Origin of the sequence: Streptosporangium sp. NPDC049644, assembly GCF_040675205.1 — a bacterium.
GTDB lineage: Bacteria > Actinomycetota > Actinomycetes > Streptosporangiales > Streptosporangiaceae > Streptosporangium > Streptosporangium fukuiense.
In genome coordinates this window covers 1-12,590 of sequence record NZ_JBFAOJ010000153.1, presented here as the reverse complement: position 1 = coordinate 12,590, position 12,590 = coordinate 1, and the positions used below count along the sequence as shown (strand labels likewise).

Annotated in this window: 10 protein-coding genes and 2 pseudogenes; 2 read left to right on the top strand and 10 right to left on the bottom strand. The window is 70.5% G+C overall.

Translation table 11 applies throughout. From position 1 onward, the window contains the following. Positions 1 to 100: 100 nt before the first annotated feature. From AB0J58_RS42095 to AB0J58_RS42075, 5 genes are all read right to left on the bottom strand, one after another. Complete coding sequence (locus tag AB0J58_RS42095; RefSeq protein ID WP_364226850.1) at positions 101 to 1,354, bottom strand: MFS transporter; 1,254 nt, start codon at positions 1,352 to 1,354, stop codon at positions 101 to 103. A 97-nt stretch (positions 1,355 to 1,451) separates the two neighbouring features. After that, positions 1,452 to 2,258: an MBL fold metallo-hydrolase gene (locus AB0J58_RS42090; RefSeq protein WP_364226848.1), complete on the bottom strand. Its 807-nt coding sequence runs from the start codon at positions 2,256 to 2,258 to the stop codon at positions 1,452 to 1,454. Between the two features lie 165 nt (positions 2,259 to 2,423). After that, positions 2,424 to 3,881 carry a DHA2 family efflux MFS transporter permease subunit gene (locus tag AB0J58_RS42085; RefSeq protein WP_364226846.1) on the bottom strand — a complete coding sequence of 486 codons (1,458 nt, stop codon included), beginning with the start codon at positions 3,879 to 3,881 and terminating at the stop codon, positions 2,424 to 2,426. Between the two features lie 469 nt (positions 3,882 to 4,350). After that, positions 4,351 to 5,964, bottom strand: coding sequence for an amidohydrolase (locus tag AB0J58_RS42080; RefSeq protein ID WP_364226843.1), 1,614 nt, complete (start codon positions 5,962 to 5,964; stop codon positions 4,351 to 4,353). A 114-nt stretch (positions 5,965 to 6,078) separates the two neighbouring features. Further along, a complete protein-coding gene (locus tag AB0J58_RS42075) occupies positions 6,079 to 7,479 on the bottom strand; it encodes an FAD-binding oxidoreductase (protein ID WP_364226840.1) in 1,401 nt (466 codons plus the stop codon). 177 nt (positions 7,480 to 7,656) lie between these two features. On the opposite strand from AB0J58_RS42075, the gene AB0J58_RS42070 reads away from it, so the two are divergent. Next, a complete protein-coding gene (locus tag AB0J58_RS42070) occupies positions 7,657 to 8,688 on the top strand; it encodes a GNAT family N-acetyltransferase (protein ID WP_364226838.1) in 1,032 nt (343 codons plus the stop codon). 285 nt (positions 8,689 to 8,973) lie between these two features. Here the strand turns inward: AB0J58_RS42070 and AB0J58_RS42065 are convergent. After that, a pseudogene (locus tag AB0J58_RS42065) lies at positions 8,974 to 9,411 on the bottom strand (Clp protease N-terminal domain-containing protein); the annotation flags it as partial. 188 nt (positions 9,412 to 9,599) lie between these two features. On the opposite strand from AB0J58_RS42065, the gene add reads away from it, so the two are divergent. After that, on the top strand, positions 9,600 to 10,634 hold the full coding sequence (add, locus tag AB0J58_RS42060) for an adenosine deaminase (protein ID WP_364226835.1): 1,035 nt from the start codon (positions 9,600 to 9,602) through the stop codon (positions 10,632 to 10,634). A gap of 42 nt (positions 10,635 to 10,676) precedes the next feature. On the opposite strand, the gene AB0J58_RS42055 is transcribed toward add, so the two are convergent. The 4 genes and pseudogenes from AB0J58_RS42055 to AB0J58_RS42040 form a co-directional block, all read right to left on the bottom strand. Further along, positions 10,677 to 11,177: a GNAT family N-acetyltransferase gene (locus AB0J58_RS42055; RefSeq protein WP_364226833.1), complete on the bottom strand. Its 501-nt coding sequence runs from the start codon at positions 11,175 to 11,177 to the stop codon at positions 10,677 to 10,679. Continuing rightward, positions 11,174 to 11,446, bottom strand: a complete 273-nt coding sequence (locus AB0J58_RS42050) for a DUF1778 domain-containing protein (protein WP_364226831.1) — start codon at positions 11,444 to 11,446, stop codon at positions 11,174 to 11,176. The genes AB0J58_RS42055 and AB0J58_RS42050 overlap by 4 nt, the downstream gene beginning before the upstream one ends. A 118-nt stretch (positions 11,447 to 11,564) precedes the next feature. After that, positions 11,565 to 12,227: an SLATT domain-containing protein gene (locus tag AB0J58_RS42045; RefSeq protein ID WP_364226829.1), complete on the bottom strand. Its 663-nt coding sequence runs from the start codon at positions 12,225 to 12,227 to the stop codon at positions 11,565 to 11,567. 4 nt (positions 12,228 to 12,231) lie between these two features. After that, positions 12,232 to 12,590, bottom strand: a pseudogene (locus AB0J58_RS42040) (hypothetical protein); the annotation flags it as partial.

Below are 12,590 nucleotides of genomic sequence, written 5' to 3'. Positions count from 1 at the left end.
GGCCGCCAGGCGGCGGCCCGCTCAGCCCGCGGGTACCGGAAACCCGGCCGGATCCTGGCGTGAAGGTCGCTGGGATCACCTCACCGCCGGATCTCCGGCCTCATGAGACGGTGGGCGCCGACTGCTCGGGGGCGGGGCGGCGGATCGGGGTGAAGAGCGCGGCCGCCGCGATCAGCAGGCAGGCGGTGCCGGCCAGGAGGCAGATCACGGTGACGCCGTAGCCACCCGCGCCCCAGGTCAGGACGGCCGCGCCCACCGGGCCGAGGGAGAAGTGGATCGTCCAGAACGCCGAGGTGACGCGGCCGAGCAGATGGTCCGGGGTCACCTGCTGGCGCAGGGACATCGAGCAGATCCCGGCCACGCTGACGCCGCAGAGGTAGACGGCCATCAGGGCGGCGATCACCGGGACACGCCCGGAGAGGCCGACGCACGCCATGGCGAGCCCGCTGGTCGCGAGGGCGCCGATCCAGGTGACGCCGAAACCGAGCCTGCGGCGGACGGGTGCCACGAGCACGGCTCCGGCGATCGTGCCGGCCGCGGCGACCGCGAGGACCGTGCCGACGGTGCCGTCGGAGTGGCCCAGGTCGTGTTTCAGGTGGTAGATCAGGACGTCGGTCATGCCGAGTGTGAAGAAGATGAAGAAGGAGAGCAGGATCGTCAGGGAACGCAGCACCGGGTGCCGCCAGAGGAACCGGGCACCGGCCAGCAGCTCCTGCCAGGGCCGCTGGCGCGGCGGCGCGGGCGCGCCGGCCTCGGGTCGGTTGAACCGGACGAAGTACAGGCCCGCCGCCGACAGCGCGAAGCTCGCCGCGTTGACGGCGATCGCCGCGGTCGGGCCGAACTGTCCGGAGACCACACCGGCGAGCAGCGGGCCGCCGATGCCGGCCGCCGCGGCGGTCGCGTAGAGCCGGCCGTTGGCCTCGGTGATGCGGTCGCCCTCGACCAGGTTGCGCACCGCGGTCACGTAGGTGACCTGGAAGACCATCCCGATCGCCTCGCAGAGAGGCAGCACCACGTACAGCAGCCAGACCTGGGGGCCGAACGCCCAGGCGAGCGGGACGAGCCCGTACAGCACCATGCGGGCGAGGTCGCAGCAGATCAGCAGGGTCCGCCGGTCGAGCCGGTCGGCCAGGATCCCGGCGAAGATCCCGGCACCGACCGACGCGGCACCGGCCACGCCGGTCAGCAGGCCCATCTGCGCGACCGACCCGGTCACGTTCAGCACCAGCAGCGGGATGGCGATGTAGGCGAACGAGTCCCCGGCGACGGAGAGCGTCTGGGAGACCCAGAAGACGTTGAAGTTCCGGTCCCGCCACAGCGGGCGCGCGCTCTCTGCTTCCTCTGGTTGCGGCATCAGGGGACTATCCCTCACCGTGGAGGATCTTTTCCAGCGGTTAACCTTGTTTTCCGCGTCATCCCAGGTCGATCGGGGTCACGTGCGGCGTACGGAGTCAGTCGCCCAGGACAAAGGACAGGTAGCGGTCGGCGGAGCGGCGGACGGCCTCGGCGCCGTCAGTGTGCACGATCCGCTTCCACCAGCCGCCGTAGACGCGGTCGAAGGCGTACGGCTCCAGCAGCGACAGGGCGCGGCGGATCGTGGCGGGGCGTTCGGGGATCAGGTTGGGATAGCTGTACATGAAGCTGACCCAGCGGCGGTCGGCCACCACCTGGAGGATGTCGCCGGAGAACAGCGCGCCCCGGCCGTCCTCGGCGTCACGCCAGTGCATGACCTGGCCGCCGTCGAAGTGCACGCCCGCGTTGACCAGCGTCACTCCTTCGAGGATCTCGCAGGTGCCGCCCTCCCAGAAGACCACCGACTCGTCGGGGCGGGCCACCCAGTCGCGGTCGGCCGCGTGCAGGTGGATCGGCGCGTCGAAGGCGTGCGCCCACTCGACCATCGAGCCGTAGAAGTGCGGGTGGCTGATCGCGATGGCGTCGATCCCGCCGAGCTCGCCGACCTGCCTGATCAGCTCGTCGTCGAGGTGGGTGACCATGTCCCACAGCACGTTGCCGGCCGGGGTGCGGACCAGCAGGGCACGCTGCCCGATGGCGGTGGCGGGGTCGGTGCCGATGCCGACCACCCCGGTGCCCTCCTCGGCGAGGTGCGCCCGGTGCCCGCTCTCGCGCAGCTCGTCGAGAGAGGTCCAGCGCTGGCCCTCCCAGCCGACGTACTGCCGCTCGTCCTCACAGATCGGGCAGTCATCCCGCGCCGCGGCGTACTGGACCCCGCAGGTGACGCAGATGGGCAGATCGTTCACGACGTCCTCCGCTGATCGGCTGTTCGGGAATGCTACGGCGGCGGTGGGGCCGGACGGCCCGGTACCCGCGGGACCTGGGCTTCACCCTCGGTCATCGACGCGAAGTCGCCTTCTCTCGGTTCGCATGCCCGTCAACCCCGAAAACCGCGCCGGCCTCGCCGCGGTTCAACCGGCGTCGCGCCCTGCGGCGGTTTGCGGCACAGACCGGGGGCGGCGTACGAACAGCGCCGTGACGAACACCAGCACACCGAGCACACCCGCGACGACAAAGGCCGTGTGCAGGCCTGCGGCGTCGGGGGCGCCGGACGCGTGGGTGGTGCCCAGGGACGCCACGGTGACGAACATGGCGGTACCGAACGCGCCCGCGACCTGCTGGAGCGTGGACAGGATCGCGCTGCCGTGCGAGTAGAGGTGTTCGGGCAGCGCGCCGAGCGACTCGGTCATCAGGGGGGTCATCATCGCCCCGAGCCCGGCCATGAGCAGCACATGGATGCCGATCACCAGGGCCAGCGGCGAATCCGGTCCGAGGGCGGTGAACAGCCACAGCGCCACCGCTGTGGCCAGTGCGCCGGGAATCACCAGCGGGCGGGCACCGAAGCGGTCGAACAGTTGCCCCACCGGCCGTCCCAGCAGGCCGAGGACCAGCCCGCCGGGGAGCACGGCCAGCCCGCTGACGAACGTACTCGTGCGCAGGACGGTCTGGAGATACAGCGGCAGCAGGATCGCCGAGACCGCCAGCAGGCACATGAACAGCAGGGCGCTCAGGGTCAGCGCGACGACGAAGGCGCGGTGGGTCAGCGGGCGCAGGTCCAGCAGCGCCCGGTCCTGGCGCTGCAGTCGGAGTTGGCGTACCACGAACCCGGCGAGGGCCACGGCACCGACCGCGATGGGGATCCACGGCGCCACCAGGTGGCCGCCGCCGGACTCGCCGACGGAGGAGAGGCCGTACAGGATGCCGCCGAAACCGACGGCGGACAGCGGCACGGACAACACGTCCAGCGGCACCGTGCGCGTCTCGCCGCCCAGCCGCATCCGGACGGCGCCGAAGGCCAGTGCCAGCAGGGACAGCGGTAGTACGAGCCAGAACATCCAGCGCCAGCCCAGGGAGGACAGCACCGCGCCGCCGACCGTCGGCCCGATCGCGGGAGCCACGGCGATGACGATGGTGATCGTGCCCATGGTCGCGCCGCGTTTGGACGCGGGGATCAGGCGCATCACCGTGGTCATCAGCATCGGTAGCATGACCGCGGTGCCACAGGCCTGCACGACGCGCCCGGCCAGCAGTACGGCGAACCCCGGGGCGAGCGCGCTGATCAGGGTGCCCGCGCTGAACAACGTCAGCGAGACCAGGAAGATCTGCCGAGGGGTGAATCGCTCGAGCAGGAAACCGGTGGTGGGGATGACCACGGCCATGGTCAGCAGGAAACCACTGGTCAGCCACTGCGCGGTCGTGGTGGCGACGCCGAGGTCGACGCTGAGGTCGCGCAGCGCGACGCTCAGGACCGTCTCGTTGAGGATCATCACGAAGGCCGATGCGACCAGCGTGGCGATCATCATCGTGGCCCCCTTGGGAACCGCGGCGTCGCCGGTGCCCCGGGACTCGCCGACCGCGGTGTCGTTCACCGACTGGGGAAACGCGGAAATGATGTACCTCGCAAGCAGAAGGGGCCACCGACGGGAACTTGGGGGAGAGCCGGGCGTGGCGGAGCGGAACAGGCTAACAGCGGGCTGGGCGGGAGTCTCCGCGCGGTCAGCGGAGGCCGGGAGACGACGGGAATCTCACACAGACGACATCGTCATGAGGCGGACATCGCGTTGAACCGTCCCAGCAGCGCTCCCAGGGCGTTGGCGTCACCCTGGCCCCAGGAGGCGAAGAGCAACCATGACATTCTAGGTTATCGCCCGCAAATCATTTTTCCGGGCCGCTCGGGTCCGGGCCGTCGGCCCGAAGCAGCCCGCTGTCCTCGCTCGATGGAACCCCGCACGCCGAGACCGGTCGCGGGTCTCGTGAAGCCGTTCCCTTCGGGGAGCGGAGGAGCCACCGCCGTTGCCGTCGAGGGAGACGGCCGCCGCGCTCCGTGTCGTTTCCGGGTCAGCGCCGGTAGACCTGCTCGCCGCCGACGAAGGTCATCGCGACCTTCGTCCGCCAGATGTCGGCCTGCGGCTCGGTGAACGGGTCGCGGTCCAGGACGACCAGGTCGGCGCGGTTGCCGGGGACGACGGTGCCGGCGTCGTCGTCGTGGTTGATCCGGGCCGAGCCGGCGGTGTAGGCGGTCAGCGCGGTGGCCAGGTCCAGGCGCTGGCCGGGCAGGAACGGGGTCTGCGCCGTCGGGTAGTCCGCGTGCAGTGAGCCGCCGGGCTCGGTGCGGTTGACGGCCACGTGCATGCCCTGGAACGGGTCGGCGACCGAGACCGGCCAGTCGCTGCCCGCGCAGAAGCGGGTGCCCGAGCGCAGCAGGTCGGCGAACGGGTACTGCCACGAGGAGCGCTCCTCGCCCAGGAAGGGCAGGGTCAGCTCGTCCATCTGGGCGTGGTGGGTGGCCCAGAGCGGCTGCAGGTTGGCGGTCACACCGAGCTCGGCGAAGCGCGGCACGTCCGACGGCTCGACGATCTGCAGGTGCGCGATGTGGTGCCGGTTGGCCGGGTCGGTCCCCTCGAAGCTGTCCAGCGCCTCGCGGACCGCCCGCTCACCGATGGCGTGGAAGTGGACCTGGAAGCCGTGCCGGTCCAGCTCGGCGACGTACTCCTTCAGCAGCGTGGGATCCACATACGACAGGCCGGTGCCGCCGCAGCGGCAGTAGGGCTCGATCACCGCGGCGGTGAAGTTCTCGGCGATGCCGTCCTGCATGATCTTCACCGAGGTGGCGCGGAACCGCTCCAGGCCCGTGGCCGACTCGCGCCGCTCCAGCAGCTCGGGGATCTGCTCGGCGCCGCGGGTCCGGTCCCACCACAGCGCGCCCACCACGCGGGCCCGCAGCGCGCCGGAGGCCGCCGCCGAGACGTACGTGGACAGCTGGTCGTCGTAGCCCGCGTAGGAGCCGACGATGGCGTCCTGCCAGCCGGTGATGCCGAGGGAGAACAGGTGGTCCTGGGCCGCCAGCAGCGCCTCGTGCAGGTCCGCGGCGCTGGGACGCGGGGTGAGCAGGCCGACCAGGTCCATCGCGCCCTCGTGCAGCACGCCGCTCGGCGTGCCGTCGGCGTCGCGCTCGATCCTGCCGTCGGCGGGGTCGGGGGTGTCGCGGGTGATCCCGGCCAGCTCCAGGGCCCGGCTGTTGACCCAGGCGGCATGGTGGTCGCGCTGGATCAGATAGACCGGGCGGATGACGACGTCGAGCTGGGAGCGGTGCGGCAGGCCGCCGGGAAAGGCCGACATGTCCCAGCCGCCGCCGTCGATCCACTCGTGGCCGGGGTGGGAGTCCGCGTAGGCGACGATCCTCTCCAGGTACTCCGGCAGGCCGTAGACCTCGGACAGGTCGCACCTGGCCCGCTCCAGGCCCGCCTGCACCGGGTGGATGTGCGCGTCGGTGAACCCGGGGGTCAGCAGGCGGCCGTCCAGGTCGACGACCTCGTGGCCGGGGGCGGCCAGTCGTACGACGTCGGACTCCGCACCGACGGCGGCGATCCGGCCGTCACGGACCAGCACCGCCTCGGCGAACGCGTCGGCGGCGAGGAAGACCCGGCCGCCCCGGAAGAGCAGGTCGCGCACTGTTGCACCATCCTTCTGTCGGTGGCCCGGAGGCCGCTGACGCTCCGGGGTGCCGCTTGATCACCTACACTGCACGCTGGACCGGCCGAGGTCCAGCGTCAGTTTCGCCGGCGCTCAGCGTCCGGTGATGGAGTCGGCGACGCGGGCCAGCACCGAGGTACGGCCGAGTCCCGCCTTCTCCCTGGCGTCGGCCCGCCGGTAGAGGTCGTACATGGTGTGCACGCCGATCCACCGCAGCGGTTCCACCTCCCAGCCCCGTACCTTGCGGTCCACCCAGGGCAGGGAGGCGAGCTCGGTGTCCTCGCGCAGGATCAGGTCGCGCAGGGTGCGGCCGGCGAGGTTGGTCGTGGTCACCCCGTGGCCGGTGTAGCCGCCCGCCCAGCCGATGCCGGTGGCGTGGTCGACGTGCACGGTGGCGCACCAGTCACGCGGCACGCCGAGCACCCCGGACCAGGCGTGCGCCACCTTCGAGGCCCTGACCGTGGGGAACATCCCGGTCAGCAACTCCCAGAGCGCCTCGATCGTCCACTCGTGGGTGCGGCCCCGCTCGTCCACCCGGGAACCGTAGAGGTAGGGCTTGCCGCGCCCGCCGAACGCGATCCGGCCGTCGGCGGTGCGCTGGGCGTACATGTAGTAGTGCGCCATGTCGCCGAGCAGCTCGTGGCCCTCCCAGCCGATCTCGTCCCACAGCCCGCCCAGCGGCTCGGTGACGATCATCGAGCTGTTCATCGGCAGCCAGGCGCGGTGGTACTGCTTCAGTTCGGCGGTGAAACCCTCGGTGGCGCGGATGATGTAGTCGGCACGGACCGTGCCGTGCGGCGTGCGGGCCTCGCGCGGGGCGATCTCGGTGACCGGGGTGTGCTCGAAGATCTTCACCCCGAGGTCCCGCACGGTCTGGGCCAGGCCGCGGGCCAGCTTGGCGGGCTGGATCCTGGCGCAGTGCGGGCTCCAGATCGCGCTGACCGCGCCGGCCACCCGCAGGCGCTCCTCCCGCTCCGCCGGATCGAGCAGCCGCACGTCGTCCTCGGTCCAGCCCCAGTGGCGCTCGTGGGCGAGCAACCGGTGCAGCCGCCGGTCCTGGGCGGCGTTGGTGGCGACCGTGGTGACGCCGCCCTTGACGATGTCCGCGTCGATGTTCTCGTCCTCGGTGATCGTGATGACCTCGTCGATCGCCTCGAACATCACCCGCTGCAGCCGCTTGGCCGCGTCCGCGCCGTGCGTCCTGGCGTAGCGCTCGGGGGTACCGGCCAGCTCGCCGACCAGCCAGCCGCCGTTGCGCCCTGAGGCGCCGTAGCCGGCGAACTCCTTCTCCAGCACCACGACCCGCAGGGCGGGGCTGGCCTTCTTCAGGTAGTAGGCGGTCCACAGGCCGGTGTAGCCGGCGCCGACGATGGCCACGTCGGCGTCGAGGTCGCCGCCGAGGGGAGTGCCGGCCGTGGGGATGCCCAGGGAGCGGTACCAGAAGGAGACGTCTCCGTTGACGAAATCCCCAGCCAGGGGAACACGCGTGCTCATGGCCTCATATCCTGCTATATCCGTCTATTGTGATGCGCCTGCCAACGGAAACCGTTGCAGAAAAGCAGTCCTGCCACGTAATGAGTGATCCGTCAGATGTAACGGCAGGCTCACTCATGTGTAGCAGTCCCGTAACAGGGTCAGGTAAGGCTATCCCCCAACAGAGGGAGCATTCTGATGGGGTTTCTGAGGATTCGTACTACCGTTGACGAGCGGCCGGGGCGTCTCGCCTCGCTGGCCGCCGCGCTCGCCGCCAAGGGCGGCAACATCCTGGGCCTGAGCGTCCAGACCGACGCGGACGGCACGGTCGACGAGTTCGTCACGGACATCCCCGCCGGTGCCGAGGCGGTGCGCGAGGCTCTGGAGGCGGCCGGCGGACGCGAGGTCCTGGTCGTCCCCGCCACCGCGCACGAGTTGACGGACGAGCCCACCCGCGTGCTCCTGCTCGCCTCCCGGCTGCGCACCACCCCCTGGCGGCTGCCCGAGCTGCTCGGGGAGCTGCTGCGCGCCGACGACTCCCGCTGGGTCTATGGTGCCGAGATGAGCGATCTCCCGGACCCCACGCTGCTCACCGTGCCCGTGGCCCCGCGCCGCGCGATCAGGGTGCGCCGGGCCGAGCTGCCCTTCACCCTGACCGAGGCCGCCCGCGCGGCCTCCTTCGTGCGGCTGGCGCAGCCCCCCGCCGAGCGGTCCGGCACCGACCGCGACATCACGCTCTCCGACGGCGTGGAGGTCCAGGTCCGCCCGCTCACCCGGCTCTACCGCGAGGCCGTACGCGACCTGCACGACCGTTGCTCGCCCGAGGCCCGCAGGTTCCGCTACTTCACCGCGATGCCCGTGCTGCCGCCGAAGGTCTTCGACCGGCTCTGCGACCGCACGAAGGGCTACTCCATCGTCGCCGGGCACGACGGCCAGGTCGTCGGCCTCGCCAACCTGATGTTCACCCCCGATCCGGGCATCGCCGAGATGGCCTTCCTGGTCGAGGACCGCTGGCAGGGCAGGGGACTGGGCGCCGCACTGGCCCAGATGCTCGTCGGCCAGGCCCGGGACCTGGGCTTCGCCGAGGTCAGGGCCACCCTGCTCGCCGACAACGTGCGGATGCGCAGGCTCCTGGTCTCGCTTGGCGCGACCCTGAGCCAGACCGAGGACCCCGGCGTGGTGGAAGCCAGGCTGGCCGTGGGAGTGATGGCGACGGCATCCCCGAGTTGAACCCATCATTCGGCCTCCCCGTTCCGGGATCACTCAGGGGTCCCGGAACGGGGAGGGCCCACTCCTGCGCTCTCTCACCAGGCCGGGCGCTGATCCGGGTGCCCTCCCGGGTCCTCAGGGAGCCTGCTCCTGCGGGGGGCCGGGCTCTCGGGGCGCGTCGGCGCCCTCGATGGCGTCCAGCCTGCGCTCGATCCGGTCCAGGCTCTCCTGGATGCGCTCCAGTCTGGCCGAGAGCGACGCGCCCATCACCGGAAAGCCCTCCTCGGCGGTCACCGCGCGGTCGGGGCCGCGCCGCCCGAGCAGCGTGATCACCTGGGCGCGTACGGCGTCCAGGCGCGCTCCCCGCCCGGCCAGCACCCGGGCGGCCACGCCCTCACTCTCGCGGATCAGGCCGAGCAGGATGTGCTCGGTGCCGATGTAGGTGTGGTGCAGGCCGAGCGCCTCCCGCAGCGACAGTTCGAGCACCTTCTTGGCGTGCGGGGTGAAGGGGATGTGGCTGCCGGGGGTCTCGTCACCCCTGCCGATGATCTCCTCCACGTCGTTCCTGACCTGCTCGCCGTCGATGTCCAGGGCCCGCAGGGCGCGGCCGGCGACGCCGTCCCGCTCAAGGACCAGACCGAGCAGGATGTGCTCGGTGCCGATGTGGTCGTGGCCGAGCCTGCGGGCCTCCTCCTGGGCCAGGACCACGACGCGGCGGGCACGGTCGGTGAAGCGCTCGAACACTGTGAGCCTCCGTGAGGGGTGTCGAGGTGCTTGCCCCCACTATGCGCCAGACGTCCGGTGCGCGGGAGGAAAAGCTCCGGCGAAATTCTCACACTGTCCGACATTCACCGTTTTAATCGTACATTTTAGTGTTAGATTTGCGGTAAATGGCTTTCGTGCCGGGGGAGGGGATGCGTAGGGTCCTCCGCATGACGATCGACGCGTTCATCGACGCCCTCCCCAAGGTCGAGCTCCACGTCCACCTGATCGGCTCCGCCTCGCCCGCCACCGTGCTGGAGCTCGCCCGCCGCCACCCCGGTGGGGGCGTTCCCACCGGCGAGGAGGAACTGCGCGCGTTCTACCGGTTCCGCGACTTCCCGCACTTCGCCGAGATCTACCAGGCGATCAACACCCTGGTCCGCGAGCCCGAGGACGTGGCGACCCTGGTGCTCGGCCTGGCCGCGGACCTGGCCCGGCAGAACGGGCGTTACGTCGAGCTGACCGTCACCCCGTACGCGCACCACGTCATGGGCATGCCGATGCGGGAGGTCACCGAGGCACTCGACCTGGCCTCCCGGCGCGCCCACGAGGAGCACGGCGTGCGGATGGCGTACATCTTCGACATTCCCGGCGAGTACGGCGTCGAGGCGGCCCGGGTCACCCTGGACCACGCGCTCGGAGAACCTCCCCGGGCGCTGGTAGGTTTCGGGCTGGCCGGGATCGAGCAGGAGCGTCCGAAATATCGCGACGCCTTCCGGGACGCCTTTCGCGCGGCCACCGCCGCCGGGCTGCGCAGCCTGCCGCACGCGGGCGAGATGAGCGGCCCGGAGACCGTCTGGGAGGTCCTCGACCACCTGGGCGCCGAGCGGATCGGCCACGGCATCGCCTGCGTGCAGGACCCCCGCCTGATCGCCCACCTGCGCGAGACGCAGACCCCGCTGGAGGTCTGCCCCACCTCCAACGTCTGCACCGGCCAGATCGCCCGCATCGAGGAGCACCCGCTGCCCCGCATGATCGAGGAGGGCCTGTTCGTCACCCTCAACAGCGACGACCCGCCCATGTTCGCCACCACCCTGAGCGACGAGTACCGCGTCGCCGCCGAACACCTGGGCCTGGACCGTGCCACCCTCACCGCCCTGGCCCGCAACGCCGTCGAGGCCTCCTCCATGGACCCGGCGGGCAAGAAGGAGATCCTCGACGAGATCGACGCCCTCACCACCCAGCCCTCCGGAACGGCCTCCTGACCCGCCCGGAGGGCTCATCCACATCACCGCAGGTTTCGGAGGTCAGGAAGAGGCAAGCGCGGCCCGCGCCGTGGCCATCTTCATCACCAGCCGGTACGAGTCGTTTTTGACCGGGGTGAATCCGCGGGAGGTGTAGAAGTCGGCGGCACGGTCGTTGATCGCGTCGACCACGATGACACGGCCCCCTGCCGTTTCCGAGGCAGACACGATTTTGGAAATCGCATTCACCAGCAGTTCCGCACCGAGGCCCCGGCCGTGGAGGCGGCGGTCGAGGGCGAGTCTCGCCAGGAGGTAGCCGGGTACGATGCTCACCCCTCCGGAGAGCGAACCGCCGACCTCCGCCCGCCGTACCTCGGTGGGGGTGACGGAGAAATACCCGACGACACGGTGGGAGTCAGGGGCAGACCATGCGTAGGTGCGTGCCGTGTCCGATCGCTGGGCGCGAAGCGCCATCTTGACCAGCCATTCGTTCATGATCGGGACTGAGCAGTCGAAGGCGCTGGGATCGTGCTCCTCGTGGAGGGGGCGCGATTGCCAGGTCATGTCGATTCGTGATAGCGGCGCTGTCGCTGCGCGTCCCTACGGAGCGCGGGTGCCTCGTCAGGCTCGTCCAGCGACGCGAGCAACTCGTCGAACTGCTCGGCGGGCATCAGTGTGACATCGGGCCGGGCGAGCACTCGGCTGGCCTCCGCGCGAGCCGCGCGTAGGACGAACGAGGAGATCGATTCCCCCAGGGCCTGTGCGGCCTGCACGATGAGCCCTTCGGTCGCCGCGTCCGCGCGCATCTCGATGCGGTGTGTCTTGGCGGTCATCACCATCACCTCCACCTCCCCTCCATCGTACGGTGTTTGTACGGCAGGCCTCCTGCCACGACCCACCGTAGCGGTAATGATTTGATCGCACACCGTAATTACGTCAGATGGCTGGAGGTCACTTCTGGCCAGGGGGCAGGTTGAACTGGGCCAGGCCGCTCTGGAATTCGGTGACCCACTCGTTCGTCTCCCTGGTCATGATCGCTGACAGGTCGGTGATGAAGGCTCGGAGCAGGTCGAGGTAGTCCTCTACGGGAATCGGTCGCTGCTCGACGTCCCGCGCGTTGAGCACCGCCCAGTCGAGCTGGAAGCCGTGTAGCCGTGACTGGATCTCCTGCGCGCAGACCATGTCCCGCATCCAGCGGGACGACAGCCCGAGGAAGTGGTCGAAGGCGACGCAGACGCCTGCCGAGGCGAGCAGTATGTAGCCCCACCCCAGACCGCCCCCGGCGCCGGCCGCGCTGGCCAGTGGCTGGAGTCCGCCCGCGGCGGCCAGCACGATCGCGGCTCCTCGCAGGACCTTGGAGGAGGCCCTCTTTCGGACACGGTCCCGCATGTACCAGGTGTACGCCTCGATGGCCCGGTCCTCGGCCTCAAGGTACATCCGGCGCAGGACCTCCTCGGGGGTGCGCCACTCCTCGGCCGTGACCAGCGGAAAGGTCCTGACCCCCAGATCGGCCTGTCTGAACGTGCGGCGTCCGCCAGGACCGCCGCCTGTCGGGGAGACGCCGCCTTCCGCTGGCGTCCGGCCTGTGGAGGGAGCGGGATCGGTGCTGGACATGGGGTCACCTGCCTTCGGGGCGGGGGAGGAGGTCGCTCAGAGGGGAGTCGTAGGGCGCGCGGCGCAGGCCGGGTACATAGGGGGCGAGTTCTTCCGCGGTGAAAGTGCATAGGTTGATCGCCCACCAGAACAGCCCCGAGGGGTTGCCGCTGAACTTGTAGGTCATGCCATCGGGCCCGAAGGCGGCGGATCCGTCGGGCAGGGGGATCATCGTGGCGATATGGGTGGCGGTGGTGGGGTCCCAGAGGCGGATGGTTCCGTCGTCGCCGCCGGTGGCGAGGTGGGTGCCGTTGGGGCTCCAGGAGATGGCGCGGATCCAGTCGGTGTGGCCTTTGAGGGTGTGTAGGAGGGTGGCGGTGGTGG